The sequence below is a fragment of the Sulfitobacter sp. L-8 genome, from assembly GCF_056859255.1.
The window spans coordinates 20,109-42,061 of sequence record NZ_JBSXOD010000022.1 but is presented as its reverse complement, the minus strand read 5'-3'; the positions used below and the strand labels follow the sequence as shown (position 1 = coordinate 42,061).

Annotated in this window: 21 protein-coding genes; 12 read left to right on the top strand and 9 right to left on the bottom strand. The window is 55.8% G+C overall.

Features of this window, described 5'->3' with window-relative positions:
* Together AC13DE_RS01575 and AC13DE_RS01570 are read left to right on the top strand one after the other, a co-directional pair.
* The coding region (locus AC13DE_RS01575) for an ArdC family protein (RefSeq protein WP_483046806.1) at positions 1 to 751 on the top strand (751 nt) is incomplete at its 5' end.
* 95 nt (positions 752 to 846) lie between these two features.
* Complete coding sequence (locus AC13DE_RS01570; protein ID WP_483046805.1) at positions 847 to 1,227, top strand: GFA family protein; 381 nt, start codon at positions 847 to 849, stop codon at positions 1,225 to 1,227.
* Here AC13DE_RS01570 and AC13DE_RS01565 read toward each other — a convergent pair.
* Positions 1,209 to 1,469 (bottom strand): hypothetical protein, encoded by a 261-nt coding sequence (locus AC13DE_RS01565; RefSeq protein ID WP_483046804.1) that lies wholly within the window; start codon positions 1,467 to 1,469, stop codon positions 1,209 to 1,211. The two genes, AC13DE_RS01570 and AC13DE_RS01565, sit on opposite strands and share 19 nt — an antisense overlap.
* A 434-nt stretch (positions 1,470 to 1,903) precedes the next feature.
* Here AC13DE_RS01565 and AC13DE_RS01560 point away from each other — a divergent pair, with 434 nt between their 5' ends.
* Positions 1,904 to 2,125, top strand: coding sequence for a hypothetical protein (locus AC13DE_RS01560; protein WP_483046803.1), 222 nt, complete (start codon positions 1,904 to 1,906; stop codon positions 2,123 to 2,125).
* A gap of 92 nt (positions 2,126 to 2,217) precedes the next feature.
* Here the strand turns inward: AC13DE_RS01560 and AC13DE_RS01555 are convergent, their stop codons facing one another.
* From AC13DE_RS01555 to AC13DE_RS01540, 4 genes are all read right to left on the bottom strand, one after another.
* On the bottom strand, positions 2,218 to 3,774 hold the full coding sequence (locus AC13DE_RS01555) for a Fic family protein (protein WP_483046802.1): 1,557 nt from the start codon (positions 3,772 to 3,774) through the stop codon (positions 2,218 to 2,220).
* A 193-nt stretch (positions 3,775 to 3,967) separates the two neighbouring features.
* A complete protein-coding gene (locus AC13DE_RS01550; protein WP_483046801.1) occupies positions 3,968 to 4,288 on the bottom strand; it encodes a hypothetical protein in 321 nt (106 codons plus the stop codon).
* Positions 4,289 to 4,304: 16 nt separating this feature from the next.
* Entirely contained in the window at positions 4,305 to 5,612 is a 1,308-nt protein-coding gene (locus AC13DE_RS01545) for a relaxase/mobilization nuclease domain-containing protein (protein WP_483046800.1), read from the bottom strand.
* Positions 5,609 to 6,031: a hypothetical protein gene (locus AC13DE_RS01540; protein ID WP_483046799.1), complete on the bottom strand. Its 423-nt coding sequence runs from the start codon at positions 6,029 to 6,031 to the stop codon at positions 5,609 to 5,611. The genes AC13DE_RS01545 and AC13DE_RS01540 overlap by 4 nt, the downstream gene beginning before the upstream one ends.
* 225 nt (positions 6,032 to 6,256) lie before the next feature.
* On the opposite strand from AC13DE_RS01540, the gene AC13DE_RS01535 reads away from it, so the two are divergent.
* Together AC13DE_RS01535 and AC13DE_RS01530 are read left to right on the top strand one after the other, a co-directional pair.
* On the top strand, positions 6,257 to 6,859 hold the full coding sequence (locus AC13DE_RS01535; RefSeq protein ID WP_483046798.1) for a TetR/AcrR family transcriptional regulator: 603 nt from the start codon (positions 6,257 to 6,259) through the stop codon (positions 6,857 to 6,859).
* Between the two features lie 22 nt (positions 6,860 to 6,881).
* The gene (locus AC13DE_RS01530) at positions 6,882 to 7,868 is read left to right on the top strand and encodes a zinc-binding dehydrogenase (RefSeq protein WP_483046797.1); all 987 of its coding nucleotides are present in this window, start codon (positions 6,882 to 6,884) and stop codon (positions 7,866 to 7,868) included.
* 52 nt (positions 7,869 to 7,920) lie between these two features.
* Here AC13DE_RS01530 and pobA read toward each other — a convergent pair whose 3' ends face one another.
* Positions 7,921 to 9,090, bottom strand: a complete 1,170-nt coding sequence (pobA, locus tag AC13DE_RS01525; RefSeq protein ID WP_483046796.1) for a 4-hydroxybenzoate 3-monooxygenase — start codon at positions 9,088 to 9,090, stop codon at positions 7,921 to 7,923.
* A gap of 40 nt (positions 9,091 to 9,130) precedes the next feature.
* Between pobA and AC13DE_RS01520 the strand changes: the two genes are divergently transcribed.
* The 3 genes from AC13DE_RS01520 to AC13DE_RS01510 all read left to right on the top strand — a co-directional run bounded on the left by AC13DE_RS01520 (position 9,131) and on the right by AC13DE_RS01510 (position 12,865).
* The gene (locus tag AC13DE_RS01520) at positions 9,131 to 10,033 is read left to right on the top strand and encodes a helix-turn-helix domain-containing protein (protein WP_483046795.1); all 903 of its coding nucleotides are present in this window, start codon (positions 9,131 to 9,133) and stop codon (positions 10,031 to 10,033) included.
* 528 nt (positions 10,034 to 10,561) lie between these two features.
* The gene (locus AC13DE_RS01515; protein WP_446312628.1) at positions 10,562 to 11,182 is read left to right on the top strand and encodes a CHAP domain-containing protein; all 621 of its coding nucleotides are present in this window, start codon (positions 10,562 to 10,564) and stop codon (positions 11,180 to 11,182) included.
* Positions 11,183 to 11,290: 108 nt separating this feature from the next.
* Positions 11,291 to 12,865, top strand: coding sequence for a gamma-glutamyltransferase (locus AC13DE_RS01510; RefSeq protein WP_483046794.1), 1,575 nt, complete (start codon positions 11,291 to 11,293; stop codon positions 12,863 to 12,865).
* A gap of 48 nt (positions 12,866 to 12,913) precedes the next feature.
* On the opposite strand, the gene AC13DE_RS01505 is transcribed toward AC13DE_RS01510, so the two are convergent.
* Positions 12,914 to 13,411, bottom strand: a complete 498-nt coding sequence (locus tag AC13DE_RS01505) for a MarR family winged helix-turn-helix transcriptional regulator (RefSeq protein WP_483046793.1) — start codon at positions 13,409 to 13,411, stop codon at positions 12,914 to 12,916.
* A 201-nt stretch (positions 13,412 to 13,612) separates the two neighbouring features.
* Here AC13DE_RS01505 and AC13DE_RS01500 point away from each other — a divergent pair, with 201 nt between their 5' ends.
* The 3 genes from AC13DE_RS01500 to AC13DE_RS01490 all read left to right on the top strand — a co-directional run bounded on the left by AC13DE_RS01500 (position 13,613) and on the right by AC13DE_RS01490 (position 17,983).
* Positions 13,613 to 15,793 carry a DEAD/DEAH box helicase gene (locus tag AC13DE_RS01500; RefSeq protein ID WP_483046792.1) on the top strand — a complete coding sequence of 727 codons (2,181 nt, stop codon included), beginning with the start codon at positions 13,613 to 13,615 and terminating at the stop codon, positions 15,791 to 15,793.
* Positions 15,794 to 16,181: 388 nt separating this feature from the next.
* Entirely contained in the window at positions 16,182 to 17,582 is a 1,401-nt protein-coding gene (locus AC13DE_RS01495; protein ID WP_483046791.1) for an aminotransferase family protein, read from the top strand.
* A gap of 143 nt (positions 17,583 to 17,725) precedes the next feature.
* Positions 17,726 to 17,983 (top strand): glycine zipper 2TM domain-containing protein, encoded by a 258-nt coding sequence (locus AC13DE_RS01490; RefSeq protein WP_446296642.1) that lies wholly within the window; start codon positions 17,726 to 17,728, stop codon positions 17,981 to 17,983.
* 156 nt (positions 17,984 to 18,139) lie between these two features.
* On the opposite strand, the gene dapA is transcribed toward AC13DE_RS01490, so the two are convergent.
* Positions 18,140 to 19,015, bottom strand: a complete 876-nt coding sequence (gene dapA / locus AC13DE_RS01485; RefSeq protein WP_446312633.1) for a 4-hydroxy-tetrahydrodipicolinate synthase — start codon at positions 19,013 to 19,015, stop codon at positions 18,140 to 18,142.
* 120 nt (positions 19,016 to 19,135) lie between these two features.
* Between dapA and AC13DE_RS01480 the strand changes: the two genes are divergently transcribed.
* Positions 19,136 to 21,109 carry a lytic transglycosylase domain-containing protein gene (locus tag AC13DE_RS01480; RefSeq protein ID WP_483046790.1) on the top strand — a complete coding sequence of 658 codons (1,974 nt, stop codon included), beginning with the start codon at positions 19,136 to 19,138 and terminating at the stop codon, positions 21,107 to 21,109.
* Here the strand turns inward: AC13DE_RS01480 and AC13DE_RS01475 are convergent.
* Positions 21,050 to 21,943 carry a DMT family transporter gene (locus AC13DE_RS01475; protein ID WP_483046807.1) on the bottom strand — a complete coding sequence of 298 codons (894 nt, stop codon included), beginning with the start codon at positions 21,941 to 21,943 and terminating at the stop codon, positions 21,050 to 21,052. The two genes, AC13DE_RS01480 and AC13DE_RS01475, sit on opposite strands and share 60 nt — an antisense overlap.
* Positions 21,944 to 21,953: the final 10 nt, after the last annotated feature.

Genomic DNA, 21,953 nt, shown 5'->3' with positions numbered 1-21,953 from the left:
CTTTGACGATCTTCTCGCCAGGGCTTTTGCGTGTTCCAGTTGTCTGTCTCATCGGCCACTCCTCAGTGGTTATGATGAGCCAACAACACTCTCTTATCAAATAACGCTATTTGGACCCATAAGCGCTGACGTCAGACACTTCACCAAGACCGAGGAAGGCGAGAACGGACAGGAAGAAGAGCGGAAAATCCCGTTCATGAAGGGCTACACCGTTTTCAACGTGGAGCAGATCGAAGGCTTGCCCGAACACTATTATGAGAAGCCCCCCGCGATAATTGAGCCAGAACAGCGCATTGAACATGCGAAAGGGTTTTTCGCGAAAGCAGGCGCAGACATCAGGCACGGCGGAAACCGAGCCTATTACAGCGGAGGTTCTGATCATGTGCAGATGCCGTACTTTGAGACGTTTTGCAGCCCCGAAGCCTATTACGCCACGCTTGCGCATAAGTTGACGCACTGGACGAAGCACGAAAAGCGCCTTGACCGTGAATTCGGGCGCAAGAAATGGGGCGATGAAGGCTACGCCCGCGAAGAACTGGTCGCCGAACTTGGCGCAGCGTTTCTTTGCGTTGATCTTGGGCTTACCCCCGAGCCCCGCGAAGAACATGCCGCCTATATTCAGAGCTGGCTCAAAGTCTTGAAAGAGGACAAGCGCGCGATCTTTAGCGTAGCCGCCCATGCGCAACGCGCAGCGAATTTCCTGCACAGCTTGCAGCAGCAACCCGAGCAGATGGAAGGAGTAGCCGCGTAAGCGGCGGCTCCTAGCCGATGGTAAAGAACTTCCATGAACTCTGAAAACTTGTTAAAATTCATCAAATTAGTTAGTTTCAATCGGTGGTTAGTAGGATGAGAAAAAGATATCAAGGGCAATGCCATTGTGGGCGCGTGCGGTTCGAGATCGACGCGGATATCGATCACGTCCGATCTTGCGATTGTACGGTCTGCCGTCAACGGGGCGCATTGATCTTTCGTATTCCTCCTGATGACTTTCACCCGCTGACGGACATCGAAGATATGTCTACCTATTGCTGGGGTTCGTTGACCGCCACTGATTATTTCTGTTCTACATGCGGAATTCTTCCTTTCAGGAGGCCGAGCGCACTCACGGAAAGCGAACGCAAGCAAGGGAAGAAAGAATTTGAGGGGTGGGCTATTAACACGCGATGCCTAAAGAACTTCGACCCGTTAACAGTACCAGTTGTGATGATTCACGGAAGCCAGCTTTGATTTTTTTTGCGTCTGGCCAAATGGCCAGTCGCGTTGGGTTGTCGAATACTGCAAGGGCTGACGCGCGGACTACGTGGATATCCAAGCAAACTGCGGATGCTTTTCAGCGATGCCAGGATATTGCGACGCTCTTGCGAAGCGGTATCGGCCTCTGCCAGCAGCAGCGTGAGCAACTGGTGCAACTCCCCGAGTTCTTGATCCGTGAGCCCGTACAGCTCGTTCTTTGTGATGATCGTGTTCATGTGAACCTCCTTTTCCGTTTTCGGCCTGGCCTTTCCAGGTCGTTTCGGGAGCGGGAGATGCTTCGAAGGCATGATGGACACCTTCGGGCGCAACAGCGTGAAGCAGGCAGCCTTGCTGCCTTGTGCATTTGCAAAGCCTTCTATGCCAGAACTGATCTCGGATGACCTTATAGGGCAGTGCCACGGGAAAGCCGAAAGGGACACATGGATGCGGGATATCGCAGGTTTCGTGCTGAACCGCGATGGATCAAACCTTTCTCTGGGAGTTCCCTCGTTCTCTACACGCCTGACTTCCTGACCGAACGCGGTCAGCCATCAATATCCTGCCCGCACCAACTCGCGCACTCGCCCGTGTTGGATATGACGGCAGACCTTCTCCGTCCGCTCTTTCGGAATGGCGCAACGAGCCAAACCCAAGACAAAGGAGAAACATCATGGCACGCACCAATCAAAAACCTGCCCCGCAACAGCACCAAGCGCCGGACTTTCTGGCGTGGCACGTCATCGACAAGGGTGAAAAATCATTCTGGAACAAAGTCGGCGCGGCATGGGCGCACAAGGACAGCAAGGGCTTCACGCTCCAGCTTGAAATGATGCCGATCAACGGTCGCATCGTCCTTCGTCAGCCTCTCGAAGAACCAGAAAGCCGCCCTTGAGGGCGGCTTCTCACTTCGGATTGATAGGGTTAAATTATGCGCTGCACTGGTAATCTCCCCCCAAATTCCAATGACACCCAGAAGAGCAGCCTTCATCGAGTATCCGGAAAACCTTCGAATGCATCGTCTATAGCTTTTTCCAGCAGCGCGACTTCTTTATCGCTTAACTTCACAAACTCTTTCTCACGACGACGCTTGGGGAGCTTTCCTCCATTTTGTCTGACGAACATGATAAAATCATCGGCGAGACGATCTGGCATCTCAATGGCATTCATGATCGTCGTCATGGCGGCGTCATGACGTTTCAAGTAGTCAATTTCACGCGGCAGGTCATTCTCAATGGTTCGATGGACGCATTCATAAAGAAATTCGGCTTCATCGGTGCAGTCAAAGTATCGGTACAGATCAGCCGTATCATTCGCGACTTCAACGTTTCCGTTCGGCAAGGCCCGCCAGTTGATAAAGGACATCAACGGCCCCGAATGCGACTGTAGAGTTGTTCGGTAATCATCGATCCGATCCAGCATGACAGAGGACACGGGAAAAACCATTCCTTTTGGCGTGAACTTTCTTTCAGCCAAGACATGGTGAATGAGGCAACGGTGGAGACGCCCATTACCGTCAGCTAGCGGGTGAATATAGACAAACCCGAAGGCTATACAGGCAGCCTGCAAGACTGGATCAACATCCTCGGGATCGGTAATCCGCATCCGATTGTTGCATTCGTTCAGACCGGTCATGAGTTCGAATAACTCTTCGTGGCGAGCGCCAATAAACTCCGGTAGCGGCTCATGATTATGATCCCGCTCGCCGAGAAAGACGCTTTCCTCCCGATACCCGACGGGAGTGAAGCGATCATCGCCGATCAGCAGCCGATGCAGACGGTAGATTTCGGTTTGATTTAATGGCCGTTTGCCCGCTTCAAGGACAGCGCGCCCCCATCTTTCGAGCCGGTTAATCGGGGGGCGCTCGCCTTCAATTTCAAAGCTTGCCCTACTGTCCGCCAGCAACATGAAACTCGCAGCCCTCGCGATGACCTGTGCGCCGGTCTTGCCGATGGTTTCTTTCGCGGTTTCAGCGAGATTAAGCGCGATCATTTGCTTTAGTTTAGGAGTCTTGCGAATGACAGGACAGAATGCGCCGGTGCCGAGCAGGTTGTCTCGAACGCGGTGGCGTGGTGATAGGCGTTCTTTGCCTGTGTAATATGCCGTTGAGTCCAATGCCTCAACGGCAGTGGCGGCGGGAGCATCATCAATGTCGAGCGTCATACCCGTCAGGGTTTCGTAGAAAAACCAAATGCGGCGCGTCACCGCCCCAGTAGGTGTACTTTGAATGAACGCAACAAGATCATCAACGGGCGCGGCTTCGAGAACACGTTTCAAGACGAGCAAGTCTATTGGTTCATGGCGCATTGCAAAGGTTAAATGACCTTCCAATGTCGGTTCTGGACTGTAGCGTTTGTCGTAGAGTTCCCAACGGTCTTCTTGGCGTTTGTTGCCGCGAACATGCTTTTCGGAGATACACGATAGGCTGCGGGCAGGCGCGGCAACGCCAAGAGAGTGAACCAGCGCGGCCCAGCCCGCCAGTTCTGTTCCTTCGGGTAAGGGTTCGTCTTGAAAGAATGTTGGTGCCAGGTCATCTAACTGCATAGGTCGAATTCTCTTCACGTATGTTGAAAATCGCACCGTCAAGGGCGATCATGTCGAAAATCATCATACCAAAGCTATGGTCGAAAAACAATTATTTTCGTCGAAAATCACCTCAAACCTAAAAAAATGTCGAAAAACGCCTGTCGGCGGTCTTTGACGCTTGTCAGGACACCCGAACTTCTTGGCAGATCGATCAATCTTGCGCGTCAGAATACATCTGATTCAACGAAGCAAAGCTCTGCTTATAGATTTGATCTTCCAGATATCGCCGCATCATCGCGTCTATCTTTCGCTGCGATGCTGGTGGCGCGCTTTGCTCCATGAGTGCTAGAAACCGCAGCAGGTGAACGAGTGATCTTGGAAGAGACACCACGATTCGCTGTTTCGCTTCGTCGCCGCCATCATAAGTACTTGCTGCTTCTATGAAATCAAGTTGCTCAGCAACCCATTCAAGCTGCCTGCGGATTTCGGCCCTGTCCTTGCGTGACGGGTTATTTTTCATCTGCTTTGCCATTTGATTGTTCCTTTCTCTATCGTTCAAATCCAAAATCGCGGCCCTTGTCGCGTCCGCGCGTTCGTTTTCGTCCGTCGCGCTCTTGCTCGTGCCGTTCCGGCGCGCGTTCGGGCATTTCCATTTCCTGAAAACGAGCGATATCTTCACGCAGCAGCAGAAGGTCGGCCTGTTGCCTTTCGCGCTGTTCACGCATGTCGTGTTGCAGATCGCGCCGTTCATCGAGCTGTCCCGCAACCAGACTGTCGCGCTCCGCACGATCCCGCAGCAGTGCAGACCAGGCGGCCCGCTCGTTCTGTTCCCTGATCTTGCCGTACTTGCCCGTGATGCGCTGCCAAATGCCCGAGAACCCGCGCGGCAGCATTGCCGCCCGCGCATTGGTTTCAGCAGTCCAGCGCTTTTCCTGCGTCTCTTTCTGCACGGTGCGCTCTTCGCGATGCCTTCCCGCCATTTCACTGCGCCGGAATTCAAGAGCCTGTCGGCCTTGCCCTGCTTCAAGTTCGGATTGTCGGATGAAGCCTTTGATCCGCTCGGTCATGCGCGCAGAGAGTTCCGCCTTGGCCTGATCGACAGAGGGCAAATTTTCGGAGTCGCCGACGCGTGCCACAACGTCCTTTGTCCGAACGCCTGCCTGCCGTGCAACGGCGTAGACCTCGCCGCGATAATCGACGGCAACAACGCCGCGCCGATCACCACGGGCGAGCGTGAACCCGCGCTCTTTAAGCGCCTGAGCGAAGGATGCGCCCGAGTCCGAACGCTCCCAAGCGCGCTGGAACAGCGCCTTGATATGCTTCGGATCAAGACCAGCACGCCGCGCTTGCTGCCATTCTTCGCGTGTGAAGCTCAGCGGATCGCGCTCCCGCCAATCGCGTAGCCCTTTCGGCATGTCCCAGCCATGCGTACGGAACAGTTCGCGCGACACATCCCGCAGGTGAAGCTTGTAATGCGAGAGGTTGATCGCGCGCATGCGCTCGACATCAATCCGCGACCAGACGACATGGGCATGCCGCCGCCCGTCCTTTTCGTGAAACACAATCGCACGCGGCTGATCGTCGAGGCCGAGCTTGCGCTCGACTTCATCGGCGGCCTTTTCAAAATCTTTGATGCTGACATCCGCCGATTGCGGCGGGTTCAGGCTAATCGAAAACAGATGGTTTTGGCAGCGCGTGCCAGCGGCAATCGCGTCCGCTTCACGGAATGCGTCGAGCAGGTCATCACTGACAAACCCGCGCACCTCATGCAGCTCGACATGATCGTTGTCCCGCATGGTCAGCAGATACCGCGCAAGTTGCGCACCGCCGCCGCGTTCTTTGGCCTTGATAATCACGGTTTCGGACCACGATTACTATCGCGACCGAGCGCGCTCAGAATGTCTTCCCGCATGGCGAGCACGGCGGCACAGGCGCGCCGCAACTCTTCTTCGGTTTCAGGCGTGACGGGCAACGAGCCCGTGTTTACGGCCTTGGCAAGTTGGTTCAGGTTTGCGGAGAGACGCGATGAGCCGAGCGCACCCAGCACGCGACCAAGGGCTGCCTGGTCTTTGACCGGAAACTTGCCCCGTGTCGTGCACGGTGTCACGTCATCGCCAAACAGGCGATCACGGATATAGGCGCCGAGAGCTTTCCCCGCAGCATCGTGTTCAAGGATGCCACGCTCATCAAAGCTCAGCCGCAGCGAGAACGGCGTATGATGCTTTTCGACTTTCTTGTTAGCTAAGTTATTGAAATCATTTTTGGGATTTTTCATTTTCACGCTCCCGACCATCAAGGTCTAGTTGCGCGAGATGGCGTTCCCAACTTTCAAGAACTTCAAACAGGAGGTTCGATTCCTCTCCTGTCAGGTCCACCATACCACTCTCATACATTCTGCAATTGCTTCACTGTGGCAACAGAGGCTGCAAGCGCGCAAGCGTTAGTGAACATTTTTCTGCAATGCCTAGACGACCGGTCTATTTTGAATTACGCCAAGGGAATGAAAGAAATTAAAAGATCAGATCAAACAAGAAAGAATATTCTATCGGCAGGCCGGCTGTTGATCGGCAAGCATGGTTACAGCGCTGTCGGACTTGCCTTGATATTGAAGGAAAGTAACGTCCCGAAAGGGTCATTTTACCATTATTTCCCCTCGAAAGAAGCGTTTGGCCAAGCGTTGCTGGATGACTATGTGACCGACTACCTGACCCGTGTTGACACTTTGTCCAGCGGCCCCGGAACGGCAGGCGAGAAGCTCTCGGCCTTTTGGACTGCCTGGCTGACACAATCGGGGTCAGAGGGAATCGCCAGTCAATGCCTCGTCGTGAAGCTAGGGGCCGAGATCGCCGATTTGTCTGACGAAATGCGCACCGTTCTGGACCAAGGGGTTGCAACTTTGGTTGACCGAATTGCGGAGCTTTTGGTCCAGGGCGAACGCGACGGGTCGGTAGTGGCGGTCACCGATGCGCAGGCCACAGCGCAGATGCTGTATGCCAAATGGTTGGGTGCGGCGGTTTTATCGAAACTGTCGCGTGACGAACTGCCTCTTCGGCGCGCGTTGGCCGAAACGAAAGCATCCCTTTTCCCCGAAACCGGACACTAAACACAATAAAAGTGAGATTATTATGAAAGCTGCGATTCACGACACCTTCGGCGAGCCCGTCGACGTATTGAGGGCACGTGACGTTGACAAGCCGGTGCCGTCTGCGGGCGACGTCTTGGTCAGAATGACACTGTCGCCTATCCACAATCACGATTTATGGACCATCCGGGGAAATTATGGGTATAAACCAGACCTTCCCGGTGCGATCGGCGGCACCGAAGCTGTCGGGATCATCGACGCAGTCGGTGAAGGCGTCGACACCGGACTGATCGGGACGCGCATTGCCGTTGCTGGCGTTCACGGCACGTGGGCAGAATATTTCACTGCTTCCGCCCAAGGGGTCCTGCCTTTGCCTGACGCGATTTCCGACACCGCAGGGGCGCAATTGATCGCAATGCCCTTCAGCGCGATTTCGTTGCTTGAGACTCTCAAGGCCACGAAGGGCGACTGGATCATCCAGACCTCTGCAAACGGGGCCGTCGGCAAAATTATTGCGACCCTTGCAAAGTCGCGCGGCATTCATTTGGTAAACCTCGTGCGACGCGAAGAAGCCGTACAAGAACTGGTCGATCTGGGTATCGATAACGTCCTGTCCACCTCGGATGCTGGATGGCAGCAAAAAGCCCGCGAGATAATGGGCAAAGCCGGCGCGACCTCGGCCATTGATTCCGTTGGTGGTGACGTGTCAGCGGATTTGGTTGAACTTCTGGGGCTGGACGGTGAACTGATCGTGTTTGGCACGGCAACCGGGGCCCCTATGCCGCTTTCTTCAGGTTCGTTGATCATGAAACATATCACGGTAAAGGGCTTTTGGGGTTCGCGCGTCAGCAGCGAGATGGACCCTGACGAACGCAAACGCCTTATCACCGAATTGGTCACCCTTACAGCAACCGGCAAGCTCGTGCTGGAGGACGGCGGCGTGTTTTCGATTGATCAGATAACCGACGCGCTAAAGGCCGCACTGACGCCGGGACGCACGGGCAAGGTGATGGTCAGCGGTCATCGCTGAGGGTGAGGAATCTTGTCAACCATGCGGCCCCTGCCATCATGCAGGGGCCGTTTCAAAATGGCAGGCCTACGTAATTTTCAGCTAAATCGCGACGGGCCGTTTCGCTTTGCGATAGATGGCCCAAGGACGCTCTGCGCATTTGCGCGGCAAAACTGTCTTCATCGTCGAATCGGTGCAGCATCGTGGTCATTTGCCAACTGAATCGCATCGCTTTCCATATCCGCGTCAACGCACGGCTGCTATAAGCGTCGATACCCGATCGATCGCGTTTTTTCAGCGCAGAAATCAAGGCGTCGTGCAAATAGTATACGTCGGACACCGCAAGATTCAGGCCTTTGGCACCTGTGGGCGGCACAATATGGGCGGCGTCCCCGACCAGAAACAGACTACCCCATCGCAAAGGTTCGCTAACAAAGGACCGCAGGGGTGCAATTGATTTCTCCAGCGATGGTCCGGTGACAAGATCCGCTGCAACAGAGTGCGGTAAACGCATTTTTAACTGCTTCCAAAAGCGATCATCAGACCAGTCCGCCACATTATCGCTAAGCGGTACCTGGACATAATACCGACACAGGTTTTCACTGCGCATAGATGCCAGCGCAAACCCGTGTTCAGAACTCGCATAAACCAATTCCTGGCTGACCGGAGGTGTGGCAGACAACACACCAAGCCAACCGAAAGGATAGACCCGCTCGAACTCTGTACGCTTTTCAAGCGGGATGGTCCGTCGGCTAACGCCGTGAAACCCGTCGCAACCGACCACATATCGGCCATCGACCCGATGCCGCGCCCCGTCTCTGGAATATTCGACGAACGGTGAATTGGTTTCTGCCCTGTTGATTACAACGTCGTCTACATTATGGATGATAGGCGTGCCTCGCGCATCCTGCGCGTCATAAAGATCGTGGGTTACTTCGGTCTGGCCGTACACCATCACCCTTTTACCCGTCAGTTCATGGAAATTGACCCGCACCATGACATCGTTACCTGTCAGAAAGCAGCCATCGTGAGGCAAGCCCTCGCTATCCATGCGCGCGCCAACACCGGCGTGACGCAGTAAATTGACGGTCCCGTCCTCTAGAACGCCGGCGCGAACCCGAGCCAGCACTCGCTCCCGGCTCGTACGCTCAAGCACAACGGTATCGACCCCACCGCGGTTCAAAAGCTGCGAAAGCAACAAGCCTGACGGCCCCCCGCCGATAATGACAACTTCAGTTTTCATTTTGTACCTTGTCCTGCCTGCATCAATTACTAGCGTATCAATGGCAACTGTTGGAATGGACCGGGCCCGCATTCTCTGGTACTATTCGTGCATGCGTAATGTGAACAGCATTCCTGATTATGCGTTGTTCGGAGAGACCGATGCGTTTCCTGACGTATTGCATTGCGAGCATTTTGAAGACCGCGCCCCAGATCACGGCTGGCAGATATCGCCCCATAGGCATGCGCAGCTTGCTCAGATTTTTTACGTCAAACAAGGCGCGGGCAAAGCGTTCGTAGATAGCCGAGTCTTCGACCTTTTCGATAATGTCGTTCTATATATCCCCCCTCAGACGGTTCACGAATTTCACCTTGCGCCGTTCATTCAAGGTATGGTGCAATCATTCCCATACTCATTGCTGCACAACATCAGCCCCAGCAGCGCGGAATTGGTCGAAGCGCTGTCGCGGCCTATCGTCGCCAACGCCGACGAACCCTTGGTCACATTGATGACCCAGCTTGACGCCGCACTCAGAAAAAATGGACCTTTTCGGTCACAAATTTCCATAGGACTGGGGCATGCGACCTTGGCCAGTATCGCCTCTGTGGGTGTCGTGAATCACGAAGAGCGTACGACCTTGCCAGACCAGCGCGTTGCCCGGCTTGACCAATTGATCGCTAAGCACATGGGACAGCAACGAAGCGCCCGCGAGTATGCTGCCGAAATGGGTTTGAGCACCGGACACCTTACCCGCCTATGCCAGATGACCAAGGGCCTATCTGCCGCCGCGTACATAGAATCCGCAACCATGCAAGAAGCCTGCCGCCTGTTGGCTTTTACATCCAATTCGATTGCCGAAGTTGGATATCGACTGGGTTTCACGGACCCATCCTATTTCTCAAGGCGCTTCCGATCGGTGCAAGGGGTCACACCCTCGCAATATCGCAAGCAATTCATTCGCTAGGTAGACCGACAGAGCCACCGCTTGGGCGCAAACTGACCAATCCCCGCCGTTCACCGTGAAAGGCGGTCATCACATATTTTCAGCGAATCTGGCTGATCCAGTTTTCGTCATCGCGGACTATATCAGTCGGGGCGCTTGAACACGTTTTTCCCCTGCACCCACAAGGGTGAGCTGAGAGTCGGGGCCGACAATCGCAAAATCGAACATTTTGATCATCACCAAGATTGACCGTGCCCGGTCTGTTGTGCACCTGTCGAGGTGATGAAGAGTGGCGCAAACCTATGCAGGCTGATTTTCCCGTTGTGTTTTCACTGATGGAAATCAACAAGCGTATCAAAGAGATACCGCGCAGCACATTAAAAACGGGTAACCCTGAATGGGTTCCCGCAAATTAACAATTTTCAATATTAGTAGCGGAATATCGCCAGTTAAAAACGATGCTCTTTGTTTTCCGAATAAAATCATCGAAGCTCCGGCTCACTTTACCGGGACAGTAAAGCTTCAGAAAACAGGCAACGGATACAATAAATGAGCGTGAAACGCCAATGGACGACAAAAATCGGAACCCCTCTACTCCTTGTGGCCCTGCTGTTGTCAGCAGCCTGCACTCAGGCACCTACAGAGATACAGACAATTTCTTCTGCGGGAATAAATCCAGACCTTAAAGCCTTGGCGATACGCGAAGTCCGCAAGCTTCAGGCCAACGGACAAAGGGTCTGGTGCGTTCCGTTTGCGCGCAACGCCAGCGGAGTGAACATTCGCGGAAATGCGAACACCTGGTGGGGCAAGGCAGAAGGGTCATATGCCAGGGGCAAGAAACCTGTCTCGGGTGCGGTGATGGCGTTTACGGCGACCAGCTCTAACCCGATGGGCCATATCGCCGTCGTGTCAGAAGTCGTCACGCCTCGAGAAATCCGTGTTGATCATGCTAATTGGAAGCGCGACAAGATTTCGTTGAGAATGAGCGTGATTGACGTATCTGACGCCAACGACTGGTCGAAAGTGCGGTTGGAAAGTCAGGAAGATTCCTACGGTCGCGTTTACCCTGTTACCGGCTTTATTTACCCTGACTCTGCGGACAGCTGGCAGGATAAATCACAGATGGCCCCGGTATTTGCCTTCGCGGCGGCTCCGCTACCGGTAAACTGATACGTTCATCTGTCTGCCGCCTTTTTGGTCGGCAGGTACGATACTAGGGTTTGCAAATCTCTCGAGACTGGCGTTGGATGGTAAAATCACAACTTCAGGGACGCCCCGATGACCCAGCCCCAAAACAAATCCTGGCAGATTTCCAAACCCGCGCTTCATAGTCGCCAAGGGATCGTCGCATCGCAAAGCCGCGTGGCCGCCCAGGTCGGTGCCGATATCATGGCTCAGGGGGCCAATGCCGTAGATGCGGCGATTGCCACGTCCTTTGCTTTGGGTGCTGCTGAACCATGGATGAGCGGAATGGGTGGCGGCGGCTTTATGATTGTGCGTTTGGCAGGCGAGAAAACCGCCAAGGTCATCGAATTCGGAATGAAATCACCTATCGGCCTGGAGGTTGAAGACTACCCTATCGTCGGGGGTAAGGCCGACGATCTGTTTCCTTGGCCGTCGGTATTGGAAGACCGCAACGTGATGGGGGCTAAGGCCGTCGCCATCCCCGGTCAGGTCGCGGGAATGGGACTGGCGCATCAGACTTTCGCTACAATGGATTGGGCTGATCTGATCGCGCCGGCCATAGGTTTGGCGCAATCCGGCCTGCCCGTCGATTGGTATGCGCAGTTGATTATCGGCGGGTCGGCCAAAGACCTTGCACCGTTTCCTGCATCAGCGCGCACATTCCTGGATGAAGGAGGTTTCCCCAAAGCGTCCGGATGGACCGCGTTGGGCGAAACCAGATGCAATCTTGATCGGCTGGCGGATTCGCTTGGCGTGGTTGCCCAAGGGGGGCCGCGCGCTTTTTACGAAGGGACGCTCGCGCAGTCGATCATTGACGACCTGACCGCGGCTGGCGGGCGGCACAGCATCGAGGATCTTGCCAAGTATAAAGCCTCGATCGTAGACGCGATGCATTTTCCCTACAGAGACCATGAAATCATGGCGACCCCTACGCTTACCGCCGGTCCCACCATGCGCCGCGCTCTCGAGCTTATGTCGGCTTGGCACCCCCGAGGAAAGCTTCCCGACGGCGAAACATACATCACCTATGATCGGGCGATCCGTCAGGCCAACCAGGAACGCTATGCGACGATGGGGGATACCGAACACGAGCCCGATCCATCGTGCACCACCCATTTCAGTGTCGTAGACGCGCAAGGCAACATGGTTGCAGTCACTCAGACGCTGTTGTCGATATTCGGTTCAAGATTAATGTTACCAGGGTCGGGCATCTTGATGAACAACGGTATCATGTGGTTCGATCCGGAACCCGGCAAACCCAATTCGCTGGCACCCAACAAAAGATGCCTGGCCAATATGTGCCCCACCATCCTGGCCCGATCAGACGGTTCGCAATTCGCCATCGGTGCATCCGGAGGGCGCAAAATCATGCCAGCCGTGGTCGAATTGACGTCGTTGCTGCTTGATTTCGGAATGGATCTCGAGACAGCTTTTCACCATCCGCGTACTGACATGAGCATGGACGACGTAACCATCGTTGACGACGCAATGAGCCCCGAAGTGATCGACACCCTGAAAGACAGTCTGGCAAACGTTGTCACCGCACCACGCACGATTTTTCCCTACCATTTCGCGTGTCCGTCGGGGGTGGGTCGCAAGGATGGCGAAAACGTCGGTGCAACCGAAATCATGTCGGCCTGGGGTGACGCGGTCGGCGCTGACGCTTAACTATCGCGCTGGTCACCGCAGATGGATCATCTGCACCAACCCGAGCGATCAGCAATTCTTGTGGAGCAGACCGACGTTATGTTCCGTCAGGCGTACCAGCAGATCGTTCAGCTGTCGCAGTTCTTCGTCCGACAATGGCGCGAGTTCTTTCTTGCTGCGCCGCACCGCTTCTTTCAACAATCGATCGTGGACCATGTGGCCCTTGCCCGTCACGTGGATCATGGTCGCCCGCGCATCTTCCGGATCGGACGATCGTTTGATCAGCTCTTTCGCCACAAGGCTTTTGATCAGACGGCTTAGCTGGCTTTTGTCCATGGCCAGCATATCGGCAATATCACCCGCCCTGACAAATTGATGGGCATGGGTTACAGCAAGCAGCCACCACTCGTTCAGGCTAAGGCCAAATTTACGGTCGGTCCAATGCTGCCCGGCCCGGTTCTGCACAGCGACCAGCCTTGCCATCCGGAAGGTCACCACATCCATGATCGACGCGACTTCGCGGGATATTGAGGATGATATGGTTCTGCCGTCAGCGACCTTGGCCATGGTCCCCCCTGTCTTTGCTTATCCAAAGCCCGTTTATTGTACCACATTTGCAGAATGGCTTCCAGATTGGCGCAAGATGACAAAGTCATGTACATCCTGGACACAAATGATTAGGGACGGGCGCAACCCTTGGCTTAGCGATACGCTTTTGCCTCTACGCGCGTATTTCAAGCGCGGTATTTTCTCAGACAGGACAATCCTTTGATCCAGACCATCGCCGACGCTCTTGCCAAACAAGGCTACGAATCGCTTACCCCCGTGCAGGAAGCTGTAACAGATCCAGCACTGACTGACGCCGACCTTCTGGTGTCGGCGCAAACCGGATCGGGCAAAACAGTTGCATTTGGTCTGGCCATCGCACCGACCCTGCTGGGCGACCGTGACAAGTTCGGACACGCAGGCGCACCGCTTGCGCTGATCATCGCACCCACGCGGGAATTGGCGATGCAGGTCAGTCGCGAATTGACGTGGTTGTATAGCGAAGCAGGTGCTGTCGTCACCACCTGTGTGGGTGGAATGGATACCCGCACAGAACGACGCGCCCTGGACCGAGGTGCACATATCGTTGTCGCGACTCCGGGCCGGCTTTGCGATCACATCAAACGCAACAACATCAACCTGTCCGACATCCGCGCGGTCGTTCTGGATGAAGCAGATGAAATGCTTGACCTCGGTTTCCGCGAAGAACTGGAATTCATTCTTTCCGAAGCCCCCGAAGAGCGGCGTACGCTGTTGTTTTCCGCAACCGTTCCTGCGGCGATTGCCAAACTGGCCAAGTCATACCAGCGAAACGCGCAGCGCGTCGAAACTGTCGGCGAAAAGAAACAACACAGCGATATCGAATACCGCGCCTTGACTGTGCATCCTCGCGACACTGAAAACGCGATCATCAACGTACTGCGGTTTTACGAGGCCAAGAATGCCATCGTGTTCTGTAACACACGCGCGGCTGTGGCCCGTCTGACAACACGATTCACCAACCGGGGTTTTTCGGTCGTGGCCCTATCCGGCGAATTGTCCCAGACCGAAAGAACGAACGCCCTGCAAGCGCTTCGTGATGGCCGTGCCCGCGTGTGTATTGCAACCGATGTGGCGGCACGCGGTATCGACCTGCCCAACCTCGAACTGGTGATCCATGCTGATCTGCCATCCAATTCCGATACGTTGTTACACCGATCGGGCCGGACAGGTCGCGCAGGGCGCAAGGGTGTGTCCGCTCTGATCGTCCCGGCAAAGCTGCGAAGCAAGGCCAACCGCCTGATCGGGGGCGCAAAGCTCAAGGTAGAGTGGGCGAACCCGCCGTCGGCTGAAGAGGTGAACGCCGAAGATGAAAAGCGGTTGCTGGCCGACTCAGCCTGGTCCAACCCTATCCCCGAAGACGCGACGGGATTCGTTGCCAATCTGGTTGACCAGTTCAGTCCCCAGCAACTGGCGACAGCCTTTGTGAATCTCTATCGTGCGCGGCAATCTGCTCCTGAACAGCTTGCAGAGCCAGGTACGCCAGCCGATGAAAAGCCGCGCGGCGATTTCGGTCCCTCGGTATGGTTCTCGATCTCGGTGGGCCGCAATAACGATGCCGAACCGCGCACTATTCTGCCGATGATTTGCCGCATGGGCGATCTCACAAAGGACGACGTCGGTGCGATCCGTGTTCAACCAAGCCACACCTTTGTGGAAATTCTTGCGACCTCGGCAGATAAGTTCACCAACGCGCTTGGCCCCGACATGAAGGTCGAGGACGGCGCGGTGGTTACCAAGCTGGACAAGGCACCGGATCTGTCACGCGGTTCAAAGCCTGCCGGCAATCGCGGTCCGCGGCCGGATCGGGGCCCACGGCCCGAACGTGCACCCCGCCCCTCTTACGATTCCGATGCGCCAAGCCAGCCGCGCAAGGCCCGTCCCGCTCCGGTGGATTCTGCGGCCGTGACCATCGAAACACCCCGCGCGCCTCACCCCGAAAGAGCGACCGAAGGCAAGCCGCGCGGTGACAAGGCCAAGTTTGATAAACCTCGGGCCCCAAAGGGCGAGCGCCCGCCAAAGTCTCATAAAACCGAACGTAGCCCTCTTAAGCCCGGTGCCACGCCGAAACCTAAGAGCAACCCAAAGCCAGATGCGATTGATACATCGAAGGCCCCAAAGGCCAAGGCGGTCTGGAAGAAGGAAAAACCCTCTGATCACAAGTCTGATGCCCCACGGGCCGACAAGAAACCCGCGGCGGACAAGCCCTTTAAAACGCGTGCTTCCGACCCGTCCAAGCGGTTCGTGCCGCCAAACAAGCTTGGCAAGCCTGACAGCAAACCCAAAGGCGGCAAACCAGCAAGCGGTGCTCGTGGTGGTGCAAGCGCCCCAAAGCGTGCCAAAAACAGCTTTCGACCGAAATAGCAGCCAGGTTGACCTGCCAGCGCAAAGCGCCGCCTGACATGTAAGCAATATCATAGAAGTCGAGCCGGAATTTCCCCAATTCCGGCTCAATTTTCATGCGGTGAACTTGCGGCGGCTGTGCATCCCGTTAACCAAGACAGTCATGCAGCACTTGATCCGATCACGTGGTTGATTCACATTTCAACCGACCTATCACAAGATCCCCGCGACAAGCGACATACAGCATGCCAGGCGATAACGCTGAAAATTTCCCTTCACAGTGACGAAACTTAACCCTAACAATCGGTGCATAGCGGGCTGAATAACACTTTTATTTTAGCGCCGGCCCTATACGCTGCGGGCAAAAACACAATGCCTAACCTACTTCCAACTTGTGAAAGGTCAGACCATGGACGGTACATTCAACGAGAACGACATCTCCCGTGTAGTCGAGGCCGATCGCGCCCATATCTGGCACCATTTAAGCCAGCATAAACCGTATGAAACCACAGACCCGCGCATCATCGTCGAGGGCAAGGGAATGCGCGTTTGGGATCAAAAAGGTAAAGAACATCTTGATGCAGTGTCGGGCGGCGTCTGGACTGTGAACGTCGGCTATGGCCGTGAAAGCATCGCCAATGCGGTACGCGATCAGTTGATCAAGCTGAACTATTTTGCGGGCTCGGCAGGGTCCATTCCCGGGTCGATGTTCGCCGAGAAGCTGATTGAAAAAATGCCGGGCATGAGCCGGGTCTATTACTGCAACTCTGGGTCAGAGGCCAACGAAAAGGGCTTTAAGATGGTTCGCCAGATCGCTCACAAGCGGTATGGTGGCAAGAAGCACAAGATTCTCTATCGCGACCGCGATTACCACGGCACAACGATTGCCTGCCTGTCAGCCGGAGGTCAGGACGAGCGCAATGCCCAGTATGGCCCGTTTACTGAAGGGTTTGTGAGGGTCCCGCATTGTCTGGAATATCGTAAATTTGAACAGGATGGCGCACCCGAAGACAACTATGGGGTTTGGGCGGCTGACCAGATCGAAAAGATCATCCTCGCCGAGGGTCCCGACACGGTGGGCGGCCTGTGCCTTGAACCCGTAACCGCCGGTGGGGGCGTTATCACTCCGCCCGATGGGTATTGGGAACGGGTTCAGGAAATTTGCCGCAAATATGATATCTTGCTCCATATCGACGAAGTCGTGTGTGGGGTCGGTCGCACGGGCGAGTGGTTCGGTTACCAACACTATGGCATCCAGCCCGATATGGTTACGATGGCCAAGGGCGTTGCGTCGGGTTACGCCGCCATCGCCTGCTTGGTGACCACTGAAGAGGTGTTCAACATGTTCAAAGACGACGCGGCGGATCCATTGAACTATTTCCGCGATATTTCGACATTCGGGGGCTGCACCGCTGGACCTACCGCAGGTCTTGAAAATATGGCGATCATCGAACGGGAAAATCTGCTTCAGAACACTCTCGACATGGGTCAGTACATGCTGGAAGAACTTGAGGAGCTGTCAGACAAGTATTCCGTGATTGGTCAGGTCCGCGGAAAGGGTCTGTTTCTGGGCGCGGAACTGGTCGAAGATCGAAGCACGCGCGTACCGGTTTCTGAAAAACAGGTACAGGCCGTTGTCGCGGATTGCATGGCGCAAGGCGTCATCATCGGGGCGACCAATCGGTCGCTGCCAGGCAAAAACAACACCCTATGTTTCAGCCCCGCGCTGATCGCCAAGAAAGACGATATCGACGAAATCATCGCAGCGGTGGATGGTGCCATGAGTCGCGTGTTCGGCGGAGGTTTGTGACCGTTTTGGACGTATAACCTTCAAAGATCGGCATCTTGGCCGGGAATTCCAGCCCTACAGCCAAAATCCGCCGATTATTTTATTCCCGCTGGAACAAAGTGGCGGTCACTGCGTTTATCACCATGCTTAGTATGGAGTACATCATGAAGAAGCTTTTGTTGATCCTGCCACTTGTTGGCGCACTCGCCGCTTGCGAAACCCAAACCCAATCCTCACTTTCCGGCGCCGCAGCCGGTGCAGCACTGGGCGCTGTCGTTTCTAACGATGACGACCGTACAAAAGGTGCGGTTCTAGGTGGTTTGGCCGGTGCGGCTGCTGGTGCGTATCTTGGTCGCGGTGCCAATGGTCAGTGCGTCTATCAAAACTCTGCCGGTCAGCGCTATACCGCTGCTTGCCCATAAGAGTACTCTGCGCCCGAAAGCAGATTGTATAATCAGGTCCCAGCTTACGGCTGGGGCCTTTTTTGTTGCTCGCGATCAATGTCGCCGCTGACATGGTGAAACATGCGGCCTAGATCTGAATACCGACAATCCCCATAAAGTGTTCGGTGGTCGTGGTCAGCCCAAAAGACCCGCATGACGCAAGCCGTCTTCAACCAATGCTTTGGTCTTGTCCGTTAGCGGCACCAATGGCAGGCGGACATCAGCGGCGCAAAGCCCCAGGCAGGACATGGCATACTTGACCCCGACCAAGCCCGGCTCGGTAAAGATCGCCTTGTGCAGAGGCATGAGCTTGTCCTGAATTGCCAGCGCCGACGCATAGTCACCCGCCAGGCAAAATGCCTGCATCTCACTCAGCAGCCTTGGTGCAACGTTTCCAGTGACCGAAATACATCCAACCCCACCCTGGGCGTTGAACCCATGCGCAGTGGCATCTTCGCCTGAAAGCTGGATGAAATCCGGCCCGCACAGCATCCTTTGGTCACAGACCCGCGCCAGATCACCCGTGGCATCCTTGACCCCGATGATCCGGGGCAGCTTGGCAAGTTCGGCCATGGTGGCAGGCATCATGTCCACAACCGACCGGCCCGGAATATTGTAGATGATGATCGGCAGGCCGCAGGCTTCGTGAATGGCGGTGAAATGCGCGATCAACCCGGCCTGGGTCGGCTTGTTATAATAGGGTGTCACCACCAGCACCGCGTCTGCCCCCACGCTTTCGGCATGTTGTGCAAGACGGATACTTTCGATGGTATTGTTTGACCCCGCACCTGCTATGACGGGGATACGGCCTGCCGCTGCTTTTACAACCTCGGCCACGACTGTTTCATGTTCGGCGTGGGTCAGTGTGGGCGATTCACCCGTGGTACCGACCGGCACCAAACCGTTCGACCCTTCGGCAATGTGCCATTCAACCAGTTTCTTGAGCGTGTCCAGATCCAGCGCGCCGTCCGTGAACGGCGTGACGAGTGCAGGTAGTGAACCTTGTAACATAAACACGCTCCTATTCTTGCGTTGCTGGGCAAGCGCCCGATTGCTGATGGCAATACGACACGTTGGAACCCACCGCGCCATGACCTATGGTGCAAGGCTGTAGCCTTTGACCAGTAGGAAATGCAAGTGATGAGAAGCGCCTTCGCAACACTGATGATGGTTTTTGCCCTCGTCTTGCCAGCACACGCTGAACGCCCCAGACCGTTGGGGTGGGCGATGGACGCCATGCGCGCGGGCAATTGGGACAACGCCGGTTTGATCGCACGACGCGACGGGCCAGTCGCTGCGGACGTTATCGAATGGCATCGCTTGCGTGCGGGTCGCGGGACCTATGCAGAGGTCATGGATTTTCTTGCCCGACGGCCTGACTGGCCCGGGGAGGCATATCTGCGCAAACGCTCCGAAGAGGCGGTGATAAGGGAAGGTGACGACGCGATCCTTGAATTTTTCAAGGCGCAGTCACCCCAAACGCCCCGCGGTGTCCTTGCCCATGCCGGTGCCTTGATCCGTGCCGATCGGTTGGGCGAAGCACAGGCGCGTCTGGTCTTGGCGTGGCGCACAATGCCCATGGACAGTATCTCGCAGGCGCTTTTCCTTGCAGATCACGGGGAATTGCTCAAACCGCACCATGCGGCACGGCTTGATGAAATGCTGTGGCAACGCGATCATGTAGATGCGCAGCGGATGTTCGATCTGGTAAGCGACGCTGATAAGGCTCTTGCCGAAGTGCGCATGGCTTTGCAAAAACGCGAAGGCGATGTGAATGCGATGATCGACGCCTTGCCGGCAAGCAAGGCAAGCGACCCAGGCCTTCAGGCGGACCGCTTTGAATGGCGAATCCGTAAGGGATTTCAGGACAGCGCGAAGGAACTGATCCTGTCGCAATCCGTCAGCGCCACTGCTCTTGGTCATCCTTCGGCGTGGTCGAACCGGCGACGGGCATTGGCACGCGATGAAATGCGTAACGGCGACCCTGCTCGCGCCTATAAAATCGCATCGAGGCACTTCCTTGAAAGCGGGTCTGATTTTGCGGATCTGGAATGGCTGTCCGGCTATATTGCATTGAGGTTTCTGAAGGACCCCGAACTGGCACTGACCCACTTTCAAGCGCATGACGATGCCGTCGAATCCCCCATTAGTCAGGGCCGTGCGGGCTATTGGCAAGGCCGTGCCCTGGAAGCCATGGGCGATGCCGGAGGAGCGGCCAAGGCCTACGCGCATGGCGCGAAGTTTCAGTCGTCTTTCTACGGCCTTTTGGCAGCGGAACGCGGAAATGTACCATTTGACATAGAACTGGCTGGTGAGCCACCAAAACAGGACTGGCGCACATCACCGCTGTCGCAGGCACCGTTGTTTCAGGCAGGAATGCTGTTGCAGGCATCCGGGGAATTGGACACCGCCGAACGCTTCTGGACACATCTGGCCGGACAATTGATGGCCGAGGATGCGTCGTTGCTGGGTCAGGCCGCGATCGACGTCGGGCGACCTCACCTCGCGGTCATGATCGGCAAACGCGTTGCACAGCGCGGCATCACGATTGCGGCCCCCTACTATCCGCTGCATTCCGCGATAAAGCTCGATCTGAATATGGCGCCGGAAATGGTGTTGGCTATCGCGCGCAGGGAAAGTGAATTCGACCCCGGTGTCCAAAGCTCTGTCGGTGCAAGAGGGCTGATGCAGCTGATGCCCGGAACTGCGCAAGACGTCGCTAAGGGGCTTGGCGTCATGGCGCAACATGCCACGGACCGACTGATAGCTGACCCCGATTACAACGCACTATTGGGGTCTGAATATCTGTCTCAGATGGCGGGCCGATTTGACGGCAATGTCGTCATGGTGTCGGCCGCTTACAATGCTGGCCCGTCCCGACCAGCGGGCTGGATGCAAGAATACGGTGACCCCCGCAAGGGCGATATAGACATAGTCGACTGGATCGAGATGATCCCGTTTCGCGAAACCCAGAACTATGTGATGCGCGTTACAGAAAGCCTTCCGGTGTACCGGGCACGCTTGGGCAAGGCCCCCCTGCCGCAGCTATTTAGCAAGGAGTTGACCGGATCGACCCTGTTGCCGTTCGCGCCAAAACGTGAATAGTCCCGCCGCAACGATAAGCCCCGCTCCGACGGCGACGTTGGTACGGATATTTTCGCCGAACACCGATATCCCGATGATGCTGGCAAACACCAATTGCAAATATGCAAAGGGCTGGACCGCGCTGGCTTCGGCGACCTCGTAACACCGGATCAGCAGCCAATGTCCGGTAACGCCCGTGACACAAAGCAACCCCATGTACATCCAGTCCGTGCTGGTCATCGGTTCCCAAAACCAGATGCCGACAAAGGTCATCGCTATGGCCCCTGTCACCCCTGTCCAGAAAAAACTTGTTGCGGCCTTGTCGTTGCGCGCAGCGTATCGGGTCAGCAAGCCATAGATCGCGAACAGCGTCGCCGCGACCAGCGGAATTGCCGCTGCCGGGTCGAATACGCTCATTCCCGGCTGCAAGATTATCAGCACCCCGGCGAAACCAACCCCGATCGCCGCCCATCTTCGCCAGCCAACACTTTCACCAAGCACCGGGCCGGAAAGTGCTGCAACCAACAACGGGTAGCACGTGAATACGGCGTGGCTTTCAACCAATCCCAAGACCGTGAAGGCGACGATCATCACGCAAATTTCCGCCGCGAGCAACAGTCCGCGACATGCTTGCAAAACCGGCTGGTTGGTCTTGGCCGCAGCACGCACGCTGCCACTATGACGTTTGGCGATCGCGATGACAAAGGCTGCGAAGAACCAGTACCGGATCATCACCACCATCAGCACGTTGTATTCGGAAGCCAGATGCCGCGAAAGTCCATCCTGAACCGCGAATACAAAGGTTGTGAGAACCATCAAGGTGATGCCCAACGGAACGTTGTTGGATTGCGCCATCGCAGCGGCG